General features: G+C 32.1%; 18 protein-coding genes and 1 riboswitch. Of the genes, 7 read left to right on the forward strand and 11 right to left on the reverse strand.

Features of this window, described 5'->3' with window-relative positions; translation table 11 throughout:
* Positions 1–51: 51 nt before the first annotated feature.
* From NSA58_RS04370 to NSA58_RS04405, 8 genes are all read right to left on the reverse strand, one after another.
* Positions 52–1599, reverse strand: coding sequence for a PIN domain-containing protein (locus tag NSA58_RS04370; protein ID WP_257560159.1), 1548 nt, complete (start codon positions 1597–1599; stop codon positions 52–54).
* Between the two features lie 153 nt (positions 1600–1752).
* Positions 1753–3690 carry a DNA polymerase gene (locus tag NSA58_RS04375; protein WP_257560160.1) on the reverse strand — a complete coding sequence of 646 codons (1938 nt, stop codon included), beginning with the start codon at positions 3688–3690 and terminating at the stop codon, positions 1753–1755.
* A 138-nt stretch (positions 3691–3828) separates the two neighbouring features.
* Complete coding sequence (locus tag NSA58_RS04380) at positions 3829–4401, reverse strand: DUF2815 family protein (protein WP_039680074.1); 573 nt, start codon at positions 4399–4401, stop codon at positions 3829–3831.
* Positions 4402–4484: 83 nt separating this feature from the next.
* Complete coding sequence (locus NSA58_RS04385) at positions 4485–5837, reverse strand: DUF2800 domain-containing protein (RefSeq protein WP_257560161.1); 1353 nt, start codon at positions 5835–5837, stop codon at positions 4485–4487.
* Entirely contained in the window at positions 5830–6231 is a 402-nt protein-coding gene (locus NSA58_RS04390; RefSeq protein WP_257560162.1) for an rRNA biogenesis protein rrp5, read from the reverse strand. Before NSA58_RS04390 ends, NSA58_RS04385 begins: the two co-directional genes overlap by 8 nt.
* The gene (locus tag NSA58_RS04395; RefSeq protein WP_039680072.1) at positions 6221–6436 is read right to left on the reverse strand and encodes a hypothetical protein; all 216 of its coding nucleotides are present in this window, start codon (positions 6434–6436) and stop codon (positions 6221–6223) included. The genes NSA58_RS04390 and NSA58_RS04395 overlap by 11 nt, the downstream gene beginning before the upstream one ends.
* 72 nt (positions 6437–6508) lie before the next feature.
* Complete coding sequence (locus tag NSA58_RS04400; RefSeq protein WP_039680071.1) at positions 6509–7000, reverse strand: sigma-70 RNA polymerase sigma factor region 4 domain-containing protein; 492 nt, start codon at positions 6998–7000, stop codon at positions 6509–6511.
* A gap of 293 nt (positions 7001–7293) precedes the next feature.
* Positions 7294–7443 (reverse strand): hypothetical protein, encoded by a 150-nt coding sequence (locus tag NSA58_RS04405; protein ID WP_200886397.1) that lies wholly within the window; start codon positions 7441–7443, stop codon positions 7294–7296.
* A 243-nt stretch (positions 7444–7686) separates the two neighbouring features.
* On the opposite strand from NSA58_RS04405, the gene NSA58_RS04410 reads away from it, so the two are divergent.
* Genes NSA58_RS04410 through NSA58_RS04420 form a run of 3 tightly spaced genes read left to right on the forward strand, consistent with a single transcriptional unit; the run spans position 7687 to position 10947 of the window.
* On the forward strand, positions 7687–8688 hold the full coding sequence (locus NSA58_RS04410; protein ID WP_052233020.1) for an ABC-three component system protein: 1002 nt from the start codon (positions 7687–7689) through the stop codon (positions 8686–8688).
* Complete coding sequence (locus tag NSA58_RS04415) at positions 8681–9130, forward strand: ABC-three component system middle component 2 (RefSeq protein WP_039680070.1); 450 nt, start codon at positions 8681–8683, stop codon at positions 9128–9130. The genes NSA58_RS04410 and NSA58_RS04415 overlap by 8 nt, the downstream gene beginning before the upstream one ends.
* A 5-nt stretch (positions 9131–9135) precedes the next feature.
* Positions 9136–10947, forward strand: coding sequence for an AAA family ATPase (locus tag NSA58_RS04420; protein ID WP_257560163.1), 1812 nt, complete (start codon positions 9136–9138; stop codon positions 10945–10947).
* A gap of 187 nt (positions 10948–11134) precedes the next feature.
* Here NSA58_RS04420 and NSA58_RS04425 read toward each other — a convergent pair whose 3' ends face one another.
* Complete coding sequence (locus NSA58_RS04425; protein WP_039680068.1) at positions 11135–11386, reverse strand: helix-turn-helix domain-containing protein; 252 nt, start codon at positions 11384–11386, stop codon at positions 11135–11137.
* Positions 11387–11668: 282 nt separating this feature from the next.
* On the opposite strand from NSA58_RS04425, the gene NSA58_RS04430 reads away from it, so the two are divergent.
* The 4 genes from NSA58_RS04430 to NSA58_RS04445 all read left to right on the forward strand — a co-directional run bounded on the left by NSA58_RS04430 (position 11669) and on the right by NSA58_RS04445 (position 13590).
* The gene (locus tag NSA58_RS04430) at positions 11669–11890 is read left to right on the forward strand and encodes a DUF1659 domain-containing protein (protein ID WP_039680067.1); all 222 of its coding nucleotides are present in this window, start codon (positions 11669–11671) and stop codon (positions 11888–11890) included.
* 209 nt (positions 11891–12099) lie between these two features.
* Positions 12100–12324, forward strand: coding sequence for a DUF2922 domain-containing protein (locus tag NSA58_RS04435; protein WP_039680066.1), 225 nt, complete (start codon positions 12100–12102; stop codon positions 12322–12324).
* Between the two features lie 17 nt (positions 12325–12341).
* Positions 12342–12488: a YvrJ family protein gene (locus NSA58_RS20825; RefSeq protein WP_074079120.1), complete on the forward strand. Its 147-nt coding sequence runs from the start codon at positions 12342–12344 to the stop codon at positions 12486–12488.
* 292 nt (positions 12489–12780) lie between these two features.
* A complete protein-coding gene (locus NSA58_RS04445; RefSeq protein WP_257560166.1) occupies positions 12781–13590 on the forward strand; it encodes a peptidoglycan recognition protein family protein in 810 nt (269 codons plus the stop codon).
* Positions 13591–13860: 270 nt separating this feature from the next.
* Here NSA58_RS04445 and NSA58_RS04450 read toward each other — a convergent pair whose 3' ends face one another.
* Together NSA58_RS04450 and NSA58_RS04455 are read right to left on the reverse strand one after the other, a co-directional pair.
* On the reverse strand, positions 13861–14784 hold the full coding sequence (locus NSA58_RS04450) for a hypothetical protein (RefSeq protein ID WP_257560164.1): 924 nt from the start codon (positions 14782–14784) through the stop codon (positions 13861–13863).
* Between the two features lie 197 nt (positions 14785–14981).
* A complete protein-coding gene (locus NSA58_RS04455; RefSeq protein ID WP_257560165.1) occupies positions 14982–20720 on the reverse strand; it encodes an NPCBM/NEW2 domain-containing protein in 5739 nt (1912 codons plus the stop codon).
* A 203-nt stretch (positions 20721–20923) separates the two neighbouring features.
* Positions 20924–21010: riboswitch (cyclic di-GMP riboswitch) on the reverse strand.
* Positions 21011–21014: the final 4 nt, after the last annotated feature.

Below are 21014 nucleotides of genomic sequence, written 5' to 3' on the forward strand. Positions count from 1 at the left end.
GTACTATTTTTCAATATATAAATTTGTATACTTATATATATTGGAGTTTGCTTAATCTAGTTGAAATTGTTCCTTAAGCTGACAAGCAATATCAATCTGTTCATCAACTAACTCTTTCCATTCACTGATTACTACTTCTAATGCATCGGTAATATCCTCATAACTGTAAGAAATATCATCTTCAAGTCCATCACCAACACCACCATCTTCATCAAACTTTATAAATCCGTATGTAACACTTACAGAACCTCTGGCTAATATTTCACCATTGGCAGTATTTAGTCTCATATCAATATCTTCACTAGTCCCTTCTTCTGGAAAAAGTATCAGATCATCAAGACTAAATTTCAATGTATTAAATTCGCTATCCTTAATCTCAACTGTATCACCATATTCTATATTATCTGGTAATTTATCTATATCTAATATAGCGTTCATTAACCTTTGTTGATTATCAAGCCATTCAAAAACTATTGTCAAATCTTCAACTGTGAAATCCTCAAGTAAACCACTACCTATATTAGGAAGACTCGATGACTGATCAAATACATTTTTGAATTCCTCCAATATCCCAGATATTTCTGAAGCTCGTGTAGATATCAGCATGTCTCTTAATTCCTCATAAATAACATTATAACCTTCATTTTCAATAGTTTCATAAATATTGTTGAGTTCCTCAAATTTTTCCACAATATCGCTAACAAAATCACTACTGATAAGATTATCTTCTAATTTATCAGTATAGCCATTCATTGGAGTAAGATCCGCACTTTCTCTATCCATATCTCGAAAATAGCTTTCAAACTGTTTCATCTCTTCTTCATATTGTATTTGTAGTTCTTTAGCAAATTCATCGCTCAGATTAGCAGTTTTAACATTATCCTTAAGTTCCTTCCCAATAAGCTCTCCAAAAGTATTTATACATTTTACCTTACAAGGTACACCCACTTCATTAATATCATTAACTATATCAGCGTGAAGTGTTGTTCTGTCTTCCTTTCCAACACAAAAATCACTATAATTTCCTGTGACAAAACAAATTTCATCTGAGGATTCTAATGTTATATATTGCCCAAGATTAATAAGAGTTTCTGTAATTAGTCCGTCAGCGTATGATTCTTTCTTTTCTTTATGAAAAGGAGCTCGTTTATAAATTCTTCTCTTCATAACTGCATTACTTAGAAAGTTATCACAAGGAATCACAACACTATTTTTATGGTTAAATACCATATCGATGGTTTTCACCAAATTACTATTATATTTCTTCTCGTTTTTCTGATACATCTTATATGCATTGTTCAGTCCTTCTTTTGAATGTTTTTTATATTCCTGAATATCAAGACCATCAATCTTATATGTTGCAATTCCATATAAATTATCAATATTTTTCATGACCTTTTTTATCTGTTCACCTACAAGATTCAATTCTTCTTTAAGGTGCCTATGTGTTTCGACTTTAACAATCTCTGGAACAATTAATTTGATTTCATTATAATCCAGCAACTTAATAAAACTTTCTAATACTGCATCAGTAACTTGGTTTCTTCTATCAATAACCATGTCTATAACAATGTTAGTATCCAATAAAATATATTTCATTTAAATTCCCCCTTTATTATACATCATTTAAAGTTTTAATAACCTCAAACCTATCTTAATTTAAATTATATAATAATTATCGCTTTAGTTATATATAATATTAAAATAAAGTACAAAATATTTGCTACTTTTAATTTACCTCTTCACCATAACCTACCCCTTTCTATAAAACCCACAATCATACCCCTCAGCCCTAAGCACCATCCCCTTCGCCCAAGGCGGTCTTACACCCATAATCTCACAAACCTCCTCCACAGAAGACTTCCCTTCCTCCACTTCAGTCACCACCTCATCATGAACATGCATCACAATATCAAGCCCCGCCTTATCAAGTCTATCCATGGATTCAGCCAGCAAATCACGAGCAATCCCCTGCACTATATTTTCCACAAACTTGGGACAATAGCTTTCTATCCTGCTCCACTTCTTGCTAGAGTCCACCCCTTCATAAGTAACAGACGTACCACCAAATTTATTCTCAGCCAAAACAGGTTTCACATAACTTAGTTTCCTACCACTAGGCAACTTAATAAAAAGCATTCCACTTTCATAAAAAATGCTCAGCCCATAAACAGTAATAGGGTCCTTAGTTGCAATCACATTTTTCACTGCCCTATCAATATCCCACCACAGCTTGACAATATTACTATTGGAATTTCTCCATGAATTTACAAGGTCTTGCAATTCATCTTCTTCAATTCCCATCTTCGTGGCACCCATAGCTTTTAAAGCGCCCACAGAACCACCATAGCCCAGAGCAAGCTCTGCAATTTTCCCTTTTTCCCTAAGGTGACTATTCTTGCCATCCTTCTCAACTACCACCTTAAACATTTTACTAGCCGATGCACTATAAATATCTCCCCCTTCTTCAAACACTTGCAAACGCCACGCCTCATCTGCCAACCAAGCAATCACCCTTGCTTCTATGGCAGAGAAGTCTGCAACTATAAATTTATGTCCTTTTCTTGGGACAAATGATGTTCTAATTAATTGTGACAACACATTTTCCACACTATCATACAGCAAGTCCAATATTTCGTACTCACCACTTCTAACAAGACTTCTTGCTAGCTCCAAATCTTTCAAATGGTTTTGTGGCAAGTTTTGCACCTGAATAAGTCTTCCTGCATATCTACCTGTTCTAGCTGCTCCATAAAACTGGATAAGTCCCCTTGCTCTATTATCACTCCCCACCACATTTTCCATGGCGGAGTACTTCTTCACACTGGACTTTGCCAATTCTTTACGCAACAACAACACTTCACCAACTATACCTTCATTTTCTTCCAACAATTTCTCAACAGATGCTTTATTAAGTGAGGCCACATTTATTCCTTTATCTTGTAGCCAATTTTTCAACTGAGATACAGAATTGGGATTTTCCAGCTTAGTCAGCCTCCTTGCTTTTTTAACAACACCTTCTTTATACTCCTTATCACAAGCAATTGCCTTTTTCACAAAATCCATATCAAGCATAATTCCTCTATCATTAATAAGTTGATCTAGCCAGTAATTCTCCCATTCTTTGTTGGACACAGGAAACCTAGATAACCTATTTTGAATCATCATTTCAGTTTCTACATCTCTTTTGTTATATTCTTTAAATATCTCCCACTTCTCTTCATCATGAATATGTAAATTACGTGTTCTACCTCCATTTGACTTAGTAGGAGAGCATGGTGCACAAAAATATTTAATCAAACTCTTCCCCTGAGCAAGCTTTTGTTTTTCAAGGCCCATCACCTTTCCCACTGCCTCCAACGACAGAGGAAGTCCCAAAGTAGCACACCATACCATAGTACAATGCCACCCTTTTGGACATAAGTATTTTCCCATATATTTTGATAAACAAATCCTCTCAAAATTTGCATTAAATGCCCATTTAACGACTTTGTCATCACAAAGAGCATGTAAAACTTCTGCTGGTATGTCCTCACCTTTTGCCACATCTACTACTTTTACATCACTGTCATCAATGGAATATGCAAACAATAATATTTCAAAATCACAACTTTCCACATAAGGATAGACCCCACACTTGGTAAGATCCACACTAGAATAAGTTTCAATATCTATACTAATCTTCTTCAAAATTTCCCCTCCTATGTAATACTCTTTTCACCTCTTGGTCTATTTGCTCATCATCAATAAGTTTTAATGAATTCACTTTCACATTTGATAAAAGGCCATGGAAAACTCCATGACCTTTCTTTTTCTCCTAAAACAACTCTAACAAAGGAAATCTTCACTTTCATCCATATCACCTAAGAAATTTTCCTCCACCTTCCCAAATTCATCTTCTGCCTTGCTTCTTATTCCCAGTGGCTCTCCATCCTTTATTTTTTGAATATTACCAAGACCACAAGCCACACCTCTGTTACCACCAGAATTAAATGCATAAAAATTCATAGAAACCCTAGCATACACTCCACTATAAACTTCACTACGGTCTGAAATTAGCTGAACATTCCTATCTACTATTTGTGGTGGAGTAGTGCTATTTGCATTTAGAAAATAACAATCCTTATAAACATCATCATCCCTTTCCAAGTCCCCATCTCTAAGAGGTAATTTTAACGAACTTTTATCTGGAAGTGTTCCTCCAAATTTATGCACCCCTTCTTCTATGGCTAAATCCACTGCTCTTTCAATAGCTTCTATAGTTTCTGTATCACTTTTAGGTATTAATATAGCTGTGGAAAATTTAGGTGCTCCACCATTTATTGACTTAGGCTCCCACACATTTGCATAAGACAACTTCACTGTATTTGTAATCACCTTTGTATCATTAAATTTTGACATATATATTTCTCCTCCTAATTTTTATAAATTAACTACTCTACCAATGTAAAAAGTGCTATTTTGAGCAAAACGAATTTTTCGCTCTAATTATTTTTAAATTCCTTATTTACATCACTTAAATTCACTGCTTTACGTTTATCAGAGTTTGGCACAAGAACTAACTTACCATCTGGTTTATATACAAGACCTGCCATAACATCAGAGAACTTACTTTTGCCCATAAGCTTTTCCATTTCTGTAATAGGAATCAAAGTCTTTTTATAAATATCTTCATAACCATTTTCCATTGCCACTTTTGCCACTGCTTTTTCGTCTTTATATTTGCGATTTGAACGCCCTTGCACAACCTTAAAACCTTCCCACTCCTTACCTTCATTAATAGCCCTTTCACTTGCATAAACCATAATTTCATCTGCCCATTTAGTAAGACCTGGCAATTTTATAATAATTTCTTCTATCTCTTCATCACTAAGCAATGGCGGCAATCCAAACTCCCACTTTGCCAGTTTTAAATTTTCATCAGCCCTAAAACCACATCTATGAGCTACTCTGCAAAAAGTGCACCACTGCCCACATGCAAATTCCCCTTCTCCTTTGTAAGCCTTCTTTGCTTTTGGTCTTAGTTCATTTTCTGCCCAATTAATCAAATCATCTACGCATATAGTCCATGTATCAACATTATCTCTTCTTGGTTGAAAAATAGTCATGGAAACCTGTTCAATATCATATAAACTGTCGTATTTTTGCAAAGCACCAAGGGCATAAAGCTTCATCTGAGGATTGTCCTCAGCACTAACTAGCACACCTACTCCATATTTAAAATCAACAATATGGAGTTTCTCATCTGCAATAATAATACAATCTGCTGTTCCAAACCCTTCTTCAACATAATCAGAAAACTCTAAACGCTCTTCAATAAGCACTAAAGGATCTTTGCAACTTTGTTTGCATATGTTAAGTTGCTCCAGTATAAATTGCACATATTCCAAAGCATGCGTCTCCATTTCCTCTGAATAATAAGGCGAATCATGCTCCGATTTACTTTTTTTACTAATTATATGTGATTCAGACTTTTTACTGCTTATGTTTAGAGCTGTTTTAAGTTTATGCTCACATAATTTGTGTGCTGCTGTTCCCTCCTTAGCTGACTCTGTTTCCTTATTTTCTACCTCCAATTCTAATATGGCTGAAGGCGTACAGTTGATCCACTTGTGTGAAGATGATGCTGATAATAATGCGTGTTCTTTGTTCTTAAATTTACCTTCTCTATTTTTAGATTTATCTTCTATATTTTTAAATTCATCTTTTTTGTTCTTATTTAAATAATCAATTTCACCTTTTTTCTTTTTATTTAAATAATCAATTGTATTTTCTTTGTTTTTATTTAAAGAATTAATATTATTTCCTACTAGGTAATTTAAGTTGTTATCATTCATTAATCATTACCTCAGCAGCTTCTAAAATATCAGCATAATATTTTGAATCAATTTCACTTAACTTATTACAACCATAGCCCTTAATCATGCTTCTAATTTCATCTGTAAATCCTGCCTGACTTTTCTTGGCAAGTACAGCTCTAACTTCTTCTAGGGAAATTTCTTTAACCTTGCTTTCTTTAGTCCCTTGATCTGCTTTGTCAATTTTATCTACTTTATCTTGCTTATTTACTCTCTTTTCTTTTTCCACTTTACCTTCCTTATCTGCTCTATCCTCTTTGCCTACTGATTTTTCTTTTGCACTCACTTTCTCTTTCACCACTTCAACTGATTCCAAACTATCTGCTAAAGCTCGTAAATTACTAACTACCTCATTCAACCCTTTAATTTTCATAATTTCTATCTCCCCCTTCTTTCATCTCATGAATCTCCACTGTTTTTACGCATTCCCCTGGAGCTACCACAAGTAATCCCACCTGTTCTCCTAGGATAAAATCAAGAACTTTGCTTCGGATACTGCGTTTTTTACTTCTAACTACAGATTTTTTCCTATCATAAGGATTTGTCACATTTATTGTTACTTTATGTTTTTGGCTCATATTAAGCCTCCTTTCTGAGATCTTTATGTATCTCTCATCTATATGCGAAAAATAAATACCTTTCGAACCCCTCTAACAGAAACTTTTTCCAAGTTTATTTTTGATATTCTTCAAACGCTTTCTAATAGCTGCCTCTGTAACATTCTCCTCCAAAGCAATATCCGTATTTGTACGATTTTCTACGAACTTTTTCTTAAATAACTCCTGTTGATTAGGCAGTAAGCTCTTTATTCCATGCTTTAATTTATCCAATCTATTTTCATGTTCCAGCTTATCTTCTTTTTCTACAAGTAATAAAATAGGATTTGAATCATTATCTCTCATATATTTATTAGAATCTTCAATAAAACTTCCCCCATCATCATAAGCATCCAGATGAGTAGTTACTCTATATTCGTAACGGCGATTCTCATTTACCTCTTCATCATCGAGAGAGTGCAGGATTTCTATATCTATTTCACTTACTCCACTTTCTCCAGGAACAATCTCTATCTTTGTTCCATCCACACTATAATATCTATAAGTAGTACGATTATTTTCACTTGTTTTAAAATTTCTTTTCATCATTTAGCTCCTTTGGTTTTCATTTACTTGCTCATATCGCCAACGATTTACCCTCGTTATCGCTTTAAGCCACAGCGTGGGCCCCATGAAATTTGGGATAAATCCATTGCTCAAAAATTCGCTTCGCTCATATCGCCAACGATATATCCTCGTTATCGCTTTAAGCCACAGCGTGGGCGCCATGAAATTTTGGATATATCCGTTGCTCAAAAAAAGACGGGCAGGTGGTATTCAACTGAATACTCATCCTTGCCCGTCTTGCGGTTCTTTGTATTTATTCTATTTAGCAACGCTTACATAACCTGCGTATTTATTATCTTCATACTTCCATCTTCCATAAACTGAATCACTGTCTTAAAACCTTTTTGAACAATCTCCACAGTCTTATTTGTAGAGTCCACACGACAAACTGTCTTACCTTTAATATTTTTTATTACCTCCATATTCCCACCTCCTGTTAAAATTTTCACGTTTTTATAACATGCAACTGAAAATTGTAAAATTTCCTGCTACAATATAATTAAGTAATTTTAATTCGACTGATATTTTTTCTTTTTTTTATAAATCATTTTTATATAAATCCTTTTTATATAAATTAGTTTACAAAAAACAAAACTTTTCCATAGGAGTAAATCGGAGGTAATGGGAGAAAGTCGGATATTTTTTTGAAAGGATAAATAAATTAAATGAATTTTAGTGAATTTGCAAATATACTATATCCATTTTGCGCTGAAGGACAATTGCCATCTGAGTTTGTTAAGACTCTTGTTGACAAAATAATGACCAGTCCAGTTTCTAAGGAGGATATTGAAGCATCTGAAAATGATACTTATAATCCACTTTCTTTACTGAAAATAGATACTCTTAATAGAATTTATAATGGTAAACATCCCATAAGTAAAAGAAGTGCCTCTGCTATAAAGGGGAAAATTGACAAGCACCAATTTGCTACTTATATAAACAGCAAACCCATAGATGTTCAATTAGAAATGGCAACTTCCATACAAAAGCATATTTTAGATTTTGACTCTGATGATGTGGGTGAAAGTTGTGCAGAAGTTTTTTCTAAAGTTTTAGATGATATTTTTACAGGCAATTCTCATTCTACTAAATCAACATCTAGTGTTACTAAAGATAAGAAACATATACATGAAGTAACTGCTACAACAGTTTATTTGGATCATTCAGATGGTAAAATCCACATTGGTAATGAATCAATTTCCATTCCAAAAGAATTTCTGCCACCTGATGATATCGCTGTGCAAGAAAATATATATGTAAATGCACTATTTGCAGCTTATGGTGATGCTGAAAATAGAGAGCCTATTACCATAGATGACTTGCCTAGCCTTTCAAGTAAAAAATACGAACGTAATTTTAAAAATCAGCGAAAAAACTTTTACAAAGCAGAGCATCTTCACCGCTCAGTGAGAGAAGTATTTGTTGGTTCAGATAAGCAGTTTGATATTTTAAAAAATGACACCCTAGAATATATTCAAGAGACTTATGAAGGTGATTATAAACATGGTTATGAAAGATTGATTAAAGTTTTAGAAAGAGCAGTTGATAGTAGAACAACATCAATACTTGACTCTGTTCAAAATATGATTAGCCCAAGTGTAAGGAAAGGCATCTGCCACATGTTGGTAAATGACAAAGAGCTCACGTGGGTGCTAGATAATGAGTAATCTATTTAATACAAGTTTTGAAATTTCCTTAAGAGTACTATTAACACTTTATGTAACTAAGGAAGATAGGAAAACGTTTGATTATATTGTGGCTGCTGATTTTATAACTATATATAGTAAAAATTTTAATGTGGCTGATATAAATTTACATGGTGATAGTGAATTTAGTTTCAGTGAGTTTGCAGCTAGAAGGTACTTAACTGATGATGCTATAAAATCATTAGTTTTACAAAACCTTATCTCTGTCTCATTTGAAAGTAATGGATTTTACTATTTTATTACAGAGGGTGGCATAGATTTATGCAATAAAATGACAACAGATTATGCCAAAACTTATATGAAATTATCAAAACTAACAAATAAATACCTAGAATCTAAAACAGAAACAGAAATTTTAGGCCTAATAAGCAAAGAATCAATAAGGGGATTTCAAAGGAGATAAAATACATGGCTAGTTTTTACATACAAAAAATCATTGCATCTGGTAAGGGGAAAAAAGATGCAGTAATTACATTTACAAAAGGGTTAAACATTATACATGGCCCATCTGATACGGGGAAATCTTGCATACTAAAGTGTATAAACTTTATGTTTGATAAATCTACAATACCTTTTGATACAAAAATCACAGGTTATTCTAAAGTTGAAATGATTGTAGCAACAGAAAATGGTAGCATTAAACTCCAGCGAAGTTTAGGAAGAAATCAAATCTTTGTCACTAGTGAAGACAAAAACATAGTTAGTGGAAAATATAACGTGGAATATAATAGCAATAGAAAAACTCCTTGTATAAATTCCCTATGGCTAAAACTTATAGGTATTAATGAAGATATTATGCTTGTATATAATAAGAATTTTGAAAAACGTCGCATGACTTGGAAAACTTTTATGAAATTAATTTATCTTAACGAAGATAACGTATGTTCATCAAAATCTTTCCTGGAACTTATGGAAAGCACTTCAAAAACATTGTTTCTATCATCTTTATTATATTTATTTACTGGACATAGTTTTTCTAATATTGATGCACAGGAAAATGAGAAAATAAGAGCTTCCAATAAAAAAGCCATAGAAAATTTTATCAATAAACAACTAGGTCACATGGAAAAACGTAAGAGGGAGCTTACTGAACAATTGAGTACTTTTGAAAATATAAATATTGAAAAAGATATAGAAGAACTTGTAGCTGATCTTAAATCTACAGAAAAAGAAATCATAAATGCAACAGAGCAAAGCAAGGACCTTCTAAGTATTCTTTTTGATTTAAGAGAAAAATACGCAAAATGTGAATTATCCATCTCTCAATTTCAATCTTTGAAAAGTCAATATATAGCTGATATTAAAAGATTGACTTTTATTGTGGACGGTGAGTCCAACCTTCTAACCATGCTTGAAAATACTCAGTGTCCTTTTTGTGAAGGAGAAATAAAACAAAACAATAAAATATCTTACAAAGAATCTGCTCGTGGTGAACTTGCACGCATAACTTACCAATTAAAAGATCTTATTAACTGCGAAGAAGATATTTTAGAAGAAAAACATAATATACAAAGCCAAATTGAAATTTTTGAAAATGAGAAATCAAACATAGAATTGTTAATTACAGAAAACTTAAAACCACGTGCAAAAAAACTTACTAAATCTATTAAAATTTATGGTGAGTTTTTAAAACTAAGTAACGAAATTGATTTTATCCAGGATTTCGCCCAAACTACTACACAAGACTTGCGCCAACTAACAACACAAAACAATAGCCAATTGAACTATAGACCTAAAGAATATTTCAGCGATGATTTTATAACTACCATAGACAACTACGCCTACGAGATTTTAGAAAAATGTAAATATGAAAATCTAGTGTCTGCTCATTTTAATCTTAGTAATTTTGATTTAGAAATTAATGGCTCAAAAAAATCAGCTAGCCATGGTAAAGGTATCAAAGCATTTGTCAACACAGTTCTAACACTGACATTTAGAAAATACTTTGCAAATAACAGCAAATATAATCCTGGTCTACTAATGATAGATTCTCCACTCCTTGGCCTAGACCAAGGCGTAGACGACCTGGCTCCCGAAAGCATGAGAACTGCTCTATTTAAATACTTTATGGATAATCAAAGTGAAGGTCAGGTCATAGTTGTGGAAAATAAAAATACTATGCCAAAACTTGATTATAAATCCTCTGGAGCAAATGTGATTGAATTTACAAAGGGCAAGTGCCCTGGAAGGTGTGGGTTTCTTTATTTAGATAATAAATAACAAAAAGAACTTGGCAAAACTGCCAAGTTCTTTATCCTAAACAATCCTTACTATACTCAAAAACATACATAGTATAAACATTATGATAGATTCTATGATTATACTTATATAGTAAATACTCCAGATTATTCCTATTATACTCTTCTATCTTTATCTAACAATAACGTTTTGCCACTTACAACTTTCCCTATTCTAATAATTTAATTTTATTATTTTCTATAATATTTTCATCTTCATTCATATTTATCAATGTATGCTTATCTACCTCAAGTCCATTTGCAATTTCTTCAATACTATAAATTTTAACTTTCTCCCCATTTTCAGCTCTTTGAATAGTTTTAGGCGAAATTTTGCATCTTGCTGCAAGCTTTTCTCTAGACAATCCCATTTCCTTTCTAAGTTTGTATAATTCATCATTTACATAAAATCTGTCTTTCAATTTACTCCCTCCCAAAATCATATATAATCTAAATTTTTTCTACATGTACTTAGATATTAGCACATATTATCCTATATCTATTTGGATATTTAGTATTTTTATTGGACACTTAGCATTTTTATTGGACAGTTATTCTTTTTTTGATTTACTTTTAAAAATAACTTATAAATATACTTTTCAACTGTACCTAAACTTTTCCTAGTATTATGTACGTATAGTGAAATTCGCTTCGCTCATAACATAGGCGAGTTTCCTTTATAAAAAATTTAAGGAGGTAATAATATGGCAGTTGTTTCTACACCAAACGCATCTTCTATCAAAGTTAAATTTGATCATGGTACAGATTTAAATGGGGATAGAGTAATAAAAACAAAAACTTATTCAAGCATAAAATCTGGTGCTTCAAATGATAATATTATGTCTGTAGTCCTTGCTCTTGCAGGGTTACAAGAACATACTTTATGTGGCACAAACAGAGTAGATAACTCATCTCTCTCTGAATAAAATTCGCTTCGCTCATAGCGCCAACGATGTGCCCTCGCTATCGCTTTAGGCATATCCGTTGCTTAAAGATTCGCTTCGCCTGAGCGACGTGTCGGCGAAACATTTCATAGCGCCAACGAGTTACCTTCGCTATCGCTTCAGGAAACTCCGTTGCTTAAAGATTTGCTTTGCTAATTACGCTTTACTTAAAAATTTTGGGAGGTTAAATTATGAAGGAAAAAAGACTTTTGATGACTTTTAAAAATACTTTAGGTAATAGTTTTTCTATTACTGTGGATAATCCAAGGGAAGACTTGGAAGAACAAGAAATAATAGATGCTATGAATCTGATAAAAGATAAAAACATATTCCAACCAAAGGGATATGACATAGCAACTTGTGTTTCTGCTAAAGTGGTTGACTCTACAACTACAGAGTACGACTTAGAAGTTTAGTTATAGAGGGTGATAATATGGAACCTTTTGAAACTATTGTAGCAAACTTGGGCTTTCCCATTGCCATTTCTCTCTATTTACTAGTGAGGATTGAAGGGAAACTTCAAGCTTTGACAAATAGTATAAACGAGTTGTCCAACAATATTATCAAAATGAATTTATAAATAAATTCATAGCGCCAACAACATTCCCTTGTTCCACTTCGGGAAAGTCCATTGCTTAAAATGATTTATAAATAAATTCATAGCGTCAATAACTGGGCTTTGAGCAACGTGTTGGCGAATCACCTAGCTTCACTTCAGACATGTTATAATAAATATTGAAGTGTGTATGTTCTTAAGAATATACGCACTTTTATTTTGGAGATGATAAAATGAAAAACAGTATGGATTTATAAGATTTGATAGTATTTGTGAATTTACAGATTGGCTAGCCAAACAAAAAGTAAACAGAAAAATAAATAAACTCCAAGTTCATCACATGGATCTTCCAAACTACAACACTTGGAACAATACAGACAAAAGAGTCTATAAAACAAATAGAGAACTTGCTCGCACCAATTCCCTAAACACTTATGGCAAAAATACATGGAACAGCCCAGACAAAAATGGTAAATACATCGCCCAACATTTTAGCATTTTCCCAAATGGAAAAATCACCACTGGTCGTGATTTAAACTCAACACCCATTGGTATAAAAGGCTGGAACGAGGGCGCTATTTGTGTGGAGATATACGGCGACTTTGATTATAAACAAGATGTGATGACTTCTTCTCAGAAAAAATCAGTCATAGCACTTTACACTTTACTTTGTAAAAAGTTTAATTTAACCCCAGGCTCTGACACAATCAGACCACACTGCTGGTTTACATCTTCTGGCACTTATATTGGTGATTATAATCCCTTAATGTCTGCCAAAAGTTGTCCTGGTACTAATTTTATGGAAATTGGCAACACAAAATCTGCTTTTATTAATAATTTTTATCCTTTGATTAAAAATCACATAAAAAATGAAGACTTGCCTGAAAACACACCTTCTACAAATACCAAGAAAAAACTAATAAAAAATATTTCAAAGGAAAGTATTAATATAAGATCTGATGCCAACTGGAATGGCAAAGTTATTGGAGTTCTAAAACCTGGTGATAGTTTGACCTATGTGGCTGGACCTTTGCCTGCAAATAATGGCACTACTATGATGTATAGGTGCAAAAACAATGTTTATATTACTGCTAGTAGTAAATATACTCGTGTTATATATGTATAAATTTTTAAATTTTTGCAAAACAAAAGCCTGGATTTCCGATGTCCAGGCTTTGGGGATAAAGTATAGATTATTGTGTATGAATGAATGAATAAAATAAGTGTTGCTATGTTTAGATTATAGACCCAATTTTGAAGTTATATACATTTTTTACAAATTTTTTTAATAAATTTTTATTTTATAAATTTTAAGTTCATGAATTTTCAAAATTACCTTCAATTTATCAATTTCTAAAATTCTTTTCAGTTTGTAAATCCCCAAAATTCCCCTACATTAATCTTCAAATGATATATCTATGTTTTTTATCAACTTATTACCGTAATATACATGAATAGTAGTAGTTCCAACACCTACCCCTGTTATCCTACATTTTTCAAATTCATCACTTACTTTACAAATGGACGTGTCATCTACAACATAAGAGAGATTTTTTTCATCTATCTTTTCTTCTTTTTTATCACTTTCAAGAGTCAAATTCATTATTATAAAATCGCCTTTTTTAAAAACATATGTAGACTCACCTTTTTTATAATCCATATCAAATGTAATTTCTGTTACATCTACATTACTTGTGTTTAAACTTATAAAAATTGTTGTACCTATAATTCCTATAAAAAGTACTATAAGCAAAGGAATCATGTAATTATGTTTTTTGTTTGCAGAACTTAACGTAGGGTCATCTTCTTGCGAGTCCTGAGAATTTATATTATTTTCTGAAATATCATTTCCCATTTGATTGTCTTCATTAATATCATCTAGCTCATCTTGATTATATTCATTAATACCATATAATTCATTCAAGATTTCTTCCTCATTCAAATTATATTCTAGTAAATACCTCTCTATTTTTTTGTCTTTTATTTTAATATTTTTAGACCATTTTAGTCCATATTTTAAATTCTCCAATATGAAATTTATTCTTTTTTGGGGAATATGGTTCTCTTCCATTATAAGTCTCGCTTTATTTATGGCTATTTTTCTATTTAAGTCATTAATGTTTTTATTGTCTAAAAGGACCTCTGCTATGCCCATATCCAATGCTTCTTTTAGCCATGCCAATTCTTCAGGCAAATTTGGTCTTAATTCACTTATCATTGCACTTACATGAGCAGAGTCTAACAATGAATTTTTCCCAAAATTTTTTATTATAAATCTTAATGCTCCACCAAGATTTTCTTCTAATTTTTTCTCCCTCATTCTACACCCCCTCATATATAAGTTATTATTTGATTTTCATGTATAGAACTCTATTATGGGTATAAATATATTGTTTTTGAGGTTGGGTATTATTTAATTTAAACAATAAAAACCACTAAGCAGATTATACTTAGTGGTTTATCTTCAATCTTGTGTTTCTATTTAATTTCCAATCTATTTCTAGCTTGAGCTATAAGTTAAATTATAGCCATATATAATAATATACCACTAAGCTCAGTATCTTCAAAAGTAACATGTACTCCGTAGTAACCTGATGTTATACCTCTAACATCTAAATCAACTTCTTTAGTGTTTTTATCTATAATTTGTTCCTTAACTAAATTGCCTTTGTTATCTACTAATTTAACTTTTGTGGCTACATTCTTTCCTAATCTATTGTAAGCTTCTGTATTAACTTTAACTACACCATCAACAGGTCTTAATTCACCAACTTGAACAAATTGATTATTGAAATTAACCTCTTTTAAATTTTCTAATTTAGATATAGGTCTAAGATCTCTTATTTCATTATTTTCGCCATCTATTATTTCTAAGTTTTTAGCATATTGTAAACCTTCAAGACTTTCAACACCATAACCTACATTAAATTTAGTTAATTTTCTCATATCACCTATTGTGAAGTTACCCTCTTTACCTAAAGCTTTGCTTAAAGACTTAACTAAATACTTATCAGGTATATTTACAACTTCATCCAGATTTATTTCAACTAGATTTTTTATACTTTCTTGAAGTTCAAAAGTAGCAGTGTCTATAGCTTCTTGACTAGGATTTTCTTCTTTTGCTACAGCTTGTGCTTTAGCTAATTTGTCTTCTAAAGTTTTTACACTTTCTTCAGTGTAATCATCTTTATTTACTTTATTAGCATCTTCTATAGCTTTATCTAAATCTGTAGTATCTATTCTATCAGTATTCACAAAGTATAGTTTAGCATCTGCCCAGTTTGCATGATCTGAACCATTATTGTCGCCACCTACAGTAGCAACTAACTTTAGTTCTTTAGCTCCTGCTAAATCAACCTCTACAAACTGTTGAGCATCTCTACCACGCATTACACCACTTTCGTATTCCTTCTTTCCGTCAACATAAACTTGGAATTCTATACTTGCTGGGCTGTTATACATTGCACGATCTACACCTACAAACGCACTAAACATGTTAACATTCTTGTCTGTTAGGTCATAAACTATCTCAGAATGAGCATGAGTACCTATACCCTTAGCATACTCTACAACACTTCCATCTTCTCCAGTAAGTCTTAACTTTGCACCACTTACTGCATTATCTTTACCTATAGTTCCCCAACCTTTTGTTGCAGACTTCCACTCAAAATCGCTCAGATATTTGAAGTCTTCTGGGTTTATTACACTTATAACTCTAGACTTTTCTGTTTTATTACCATCTTTATCTGTTACACTATAAGTTATAGTATAGTTTCCAACTCTCTTAAAGTTAACTTTATCTTGTCCAGTAACTACAACTTTTTCAGTTAAATTACCTTCTTCTGCATCTGTAGCTTTATAAGTTCCAGCTATATTCTCTATAGCTTGTCCTACTTTAACAGTTTGAGATTTAGGTATATTTAACTTAGGTTTAGCATTGTTAGTTGTTAACTTTGGCTCTACCATTATACCATGGTCTGCAGTTTTTCCATTACCACCATCGTTAACTTCTATTTTAAGTTCTTTAACACCTTTTATAGGTACATTTATATATTGCATATTATCTGCATGTTTTAAAACTTTTGTTGTAGCTAAAGTTTCTCCGTCCCCAACTACTTTAAAAGTTATACTTGAGTTTTCTTGAGGTGTCATATTCATATCTACTCCAACTTTTACTTCGAAATTGTCATAGTTATGTTCACCTAAATCATAAACAACTTCACCATTAGCATGTACTCTTATCCCTTTATCATAGTCTTTAACTTCTCCTAAAGTTCTTCCTTTTATAGAGTTATTACGTGAAGGTGTTCCGTATCCTGTTACAACACTCTTCCACTCACTATCAGATAAATAGTCGTACTCACTAACAACATTAACTTGCATAGTTTCTCTAGAAACTGTACCTTTATCATTTACTTCATAAGTAACTGTGTACTTACCTTGCTTAGTAACATCAACATTGTCAGTAAAAGTGATGTTGTTTAATTGGTTACCTTTATAATCAGTTGCTTTAACGTAATCTAGTGCATTAAATTCCTCATTTAGACTTAAAGTTAAACCTCCAACTGTTTCTATTTTAGGTTGATGTGCTTTAACACTTACACCTTCAGAAGCATTTAATTGAGTATCGTAAGCTACTACTTTATACTCGTGATTAGTACCTGAAGTTATATTAGTATCAGTAAAAGTATCCTTAGTAGTAAATCCTATTACTTCACCGTCTCTAATTATTTCATATCCAAGAAGACTGTTAGCATTAGTTTTATCAATTGTTATATCTAATTTAACAGAATCTTGACTTAGGCTATGTTTTACAGAATAATTAAGTTCTGAGTTAAAACCTTCCCCTTTGTTAAGGTATTTATTATCATTTAGGTACCATAACTTCTTAGTTGGTTTTGGATATTGTGCCATATGCTCAGCTGTAGCATCACTAACATAGAATCCATGTCTAGCAAAATGCTCTTTTAAATCTAATTGAAGAACATCTGATGCAACTACTGCCCAAGCTTCATGTTTATTATCCCAATCTCCTCCACCTATGTTTCTTTCTCTAAACTGTTGTTCTAAACGAGGCCAGAATGTATCATCATATAATTGTAACTGCCACATTGGAGCTATATGAGTTAATAAACTACGATCATTATCTGGATACCACTCATTATTAGAGTAATCTTCTTTACTCACTTTAGGGAATATTTTACGCTCCCATAAATTTTGCTCAGATATTTTGCTACGTTCACCATTTATTCTTTGGAAATGAAGAGGTAACATATTATTAGTTACTTCCCCTATTGTTCTGTTGTTAGTATCGAAATTGTGTCCCATTTCATGCATGAATCCCCAACCAGTGTCAACATTTAAGGCACCACCTTGTTCTGCTTTGTTAAATCCAGTTATTCCGTTTCCTGCATTCATGAAACCACCGTTATCTAACCACTTAACCATAGATACATATCTAAAGTTAAAGTCTGAATGTACGTCTTTTGAACCGTCAAATCCCCAATATCTCATTGTTTCTTTTATTACTTTATCAGACTTATCTGCTGTCTGGCTAGGTAATTTGTTATTCTTTGTATACCAGTCTAAAGCATATGTTGCTTTAACATTTACTAAAGTCTTATCACTAAATACTTCAAACACATCAGGTAATTTAGGGTCAGCTTCTAACTTAGCATTGTATTCACGTAACTCCTCCATAACCTGTTCATCATTATCTACACCTTTTATGAAGTGTGGGTAACTTACTCCACCATCTATTCTTATCTTAGGATTTCTTATTTGTTGCTCTGCAGTATAAGGGTTTGAAGTATATAAAACTCCTGCTTTAGCAGTTCCAGGTCTTAGTTCATTTGAATTAACCTCAGGTATTGTAACTTCATTCTTACCTCTAACTAAGTTGATAACCACTTGACCATTATGTTGACTATCCATTTGCTTGAATACTAGCTTAGGTAATGGTGTACCAGGTTGTGCATCAACATAAACATTTATCTTTTCACCTGATTTAACTGCTACACCTGTAGGTTGCCAGTCTTGGAAATTCCACACTTTTCTCTTTTGACTTTCCTTTATAGAATCTCCTCTGCTCTCTAACTCATAAACATTGCTTTGATACTTATCAGGAGCTTTAAGTAAATCTTTTGCCATATCTATAATTTCCATAAGGTCACTCTTAAGTGGATGTGATTTTACTTCTTTCTCTAAAGCTTCTATAACTTCTAATGAGTTGAACTCTGAATTTAACTCATTCATTAGATCATTAGTAAATATGTTATAAACTTTGTCTGCTACAACATCTTCTTTAAAGAACATTAATTCATTTAATGTTGCCCAGTTTTGATTACTCTTAATTACTTTTATTTTTAATCTCTTAAATCTTGTAGGTTCAAACTTAGCTTCTACTAATCCAGTAGTAGAGTCTGCTTTAGCTGTTGCTACTAATTTAAATGTATCACCTTTAGTAGTATTCGAACCATAAATTTCAAACTCTTCTAGGAATCCTTTTCTGTCGCTTTGTCTAGCTCCATACACTATTCTATCTAAAGTAACAGCATATACAAACTCTACAGTTACTTCGTTCTTCCAATCTTCTCTGTTATATGTATTAGTTTCCCAATATGTATCTAATTTAGAGTCTATAGCATTCTCTATTTTCATAGTAGACCATTGCCCACCATTGTTACTTATACGTTTTATATTTTCATAAGGCATTCTGAACTTATCTACGTACTCTTTATTATCTAGATAATTAAACTTCTTAGTTGATGCCATAGTACTCTCTACATCTACTGATTCTACTATAGCCTTTGCATTATCTAAATCTTCTTTAAAATCATCATAGAATGGATGTTTTTTGCATTCATCCTCTAATTCTTTTAACTTATCAGAAGTGTTAAATTCATCACTTACTTTACTCATAGTGCTATCAGTAAATAGTCTATTCATCTTATTCATTGTAGCATCTTCTTTATAAAGTCCAAACTCTGATGCTAATGCCCAGCCTTCGTGACCATTCTTAAATACAAACTTAACTCTTCTAGCTTCAGTTGGATTAAACTTTATTGCTATTGAATCTCTAGTTATTGAAGAGCTACCACTAGTTACTTTAGTGAATGTATCTCCTGATAAAGTTTTAGAAGTATAAATTTCAAACTCTTTAGCAAATCCTCTCTCTCTTTGTGAAGTATAAACTACTTTATCTAAAGTTTGTAATTCGTCTAAAGTCATTATAACTTCATTAGTGTGTTTTTCATTGTTTGTAGCATCCGAGTGCCAATAAGTGTCAGGATCACCATCTATTGCTTTATCTATAGTATTAGTTGACCAGTGTCTACCGTTAGTAGTTATATTAATTATATGATTATTAGCTATCTTATAAGTCTTATCATACTCTGCTAATTCAGGAGTTCCCATAGCTTTGAACTTATACACTTTGGCATCTGTATAAGTTACATTATTGCCTTCTAATATAAGTCTAGCATCGTTTAAGTCTTCTTTAAAATTTTCATAGAATGGATGTTGTTTAGCACAATCCTCTAAAGCTTTAAGTTTCTCTTCAGATTTGAACTCATCACTTACTTCATTTTTATCACTGTCTTTAAACAGACTCTCCATACTATCTAAAGTTTTGTCTTCTTTGTAGAACCAAAATTCTGATGCACTTGCCCAGTTATTATATGCTTCTTTAAATACAAATTTAACTTTCTTAGTTGTAATAGTGTCAAATTTAAACTCCATCATATTTCCAGTTTGAGAATGTTCCCCAGTGGAAACTAATTTAAAATCTTGATCATCTCCTGTTATAGATGAATAAATTTCAAATTTAGTTGGATATCCCTTACCTTTAGCTCCATCTTGTCTTGTTGCATATGCTATTCTATTAATCGATTCTACATCATTAAATTCTATAACAACTTCATTTTTAAAATTTGCACTATTTTGAATACCAGTTTCCCAATGAGTTGACAGATTTCCATCTATAGCCTTTTCTATTGAATTAGAAGAACTATATTGGCCCCCGTTATTAGATATTTTTTTAATTCCTTCTTTTGCTACTCTAAATTTAGCATTGTACTCTTCAAAATTACTATAATTCCTTAAATTAAAAGATGTTATTTTAGCTTGGCTTGCTACATTTTCCTCTATAATCCTAGCTTTTTCTTTTACTATCTCATTGGCATATACATTTATTGCTGGTGAAATGTTAGTAGCTATCATCGATACTGCCAATACTGCTGATATTTTTTTCTTCATACCATTCTCCCTCTCATATGTATAAATTTAAAAATAAAGATTTTGCTACCTATTCCCAAATATAATCTTATTGTAGATTTATGATTATTTTATAAAAAAAACTACCCTATATATAAAGGGTAGTTGCCATCTAAAATAAACATCATAAAATAACCTTATAGTATAACTATAAAATCACTATACAAAAACAAAGACTATTAATCTTTGGCAACTGGCTGGCATAGTTTGATTAAACCTTAGCCCCTTTAGCTTTGCGTCTCTAGATTTCTCTAGATTTGCCGGTTTTTAAATTTT

It is taken from the genome of Terrisporobacter muris (assembly GCF_024621905.1).
GTDB classification, from domain to species: Bacteria; Bacillota; Clostridia; order Peptostreptococcales; family Peptostreptococcaceae; genus Terrisporobacter; species Terrisporobacter muris.

Excerpts from the sequence above, each read along its gene's own strand:
- NSA58_RS04370 (WP_257560159.1), bottom strand. The coding sequence starts at position 1,599 with ATGAAATATATTTTATTGGATACTAACATTGTTATAGACATGGTTATT.
- NSA58_RS04380 (WP_039680074.1), bottom strand. The coding sequence starts at position 4,401 with ATGTCAAAATTTAATGATACAAAGGTGATTACAAATACAGTGAAGTTG.
- NSA58_RS04385 (WP_257560161.1), bottom strand. The coding sequence starts at position 5,837 with ATGAATGATAACAACTTAAATTACCTAGTAGGAAATAATATTAATTCT.
- NSA58_RS04390 (WP_257560162.1), bottom strand. The coding sequence starts at position 6,231 with ATGAAAATTAAAGGGTTGAATGAGGTAGTTAGTAATTTACGAGCTTTA.
- NSA58_RS04395 (WP_039680072.1), bottom strand. The coding sequence starts at position 6,436 with ATGAGCCAAAAACATAAAGTAACAATAAATGTGACAAATCCTTATGAT.
- NSA58_RS04400 (WP_039680071.1), bottom strand. The coding sequence starts at position 7,000 with ATGAAAAGAAATTTTAAAACAAGTGAAAATAATCGTACTACTTATAGA.
- NSA58_RS04405 (WP_200886397.1), bottom strand. The coding sequence starts at position 7,443 with ATGGAGGTAATAAAAAATATTAAAGGTAAGACAGTTTGTCGTGTGGAC.
- NSA58_RS04410 (WP_052233020.1), top strand. The coding sequence starts at position 7,687 with ATGAATTTTAGTGAATTTGCAAATATACTATATCCATTTTGCGCTGAA.
- NSA58_RS04415 (WP_039680070.1), top strand. The coding sequence starts at position 8,681 with ATGAGTAATCTATTTAATACAAGTTTTGAAATTTCCTTAAGAGTACTA.
- NSA58_RS04420 (WP_257560163.1), top strand. The coding sequence starts at position 9,136 with ATGGCTAGTTTTTACATACAAAAAATCATTGCATCTGGTAAGGGGAAA.
- NSA58_RS04430 (WP_039680067.1), top strand. The coding sequence starts at position 11,669 with ATGGCAGTTGTTTCTACACCAAACGCATCTTCTATCAAAGTTAAATTT.
- NSA58_RS04435 (WP_039680066.1), top strand. The coding sequence starts at position 12,100 with ATGAAGGAAAAAAGACTTTTGATGACTTTTAAAAATACTTTAGGTAAT.
- NSA58_RS20825 (WP_074079120.1), top strand. The coding sequence starts at position 12,342 with ATGGAACCTTTTGAAACTATTGTAGCAAACTTGGGCTTTCCCATTGCC.
- NSA58_RS04450 (WP_257560164.1), bottom strand. The coding sequence starts at position 14,784 with ATGAGGGAGAAAAAATTAGAAGAAAATCTTGGTGGAGCATTAAGATTT.
- NSA58_RS04455 (WP_257560165.1), bottom strand. The coding sequence starts at position 20,720 with ATGAAGAAAAAAATATCAGCAGTATTGGCAGTATCGATGATAGCTACT.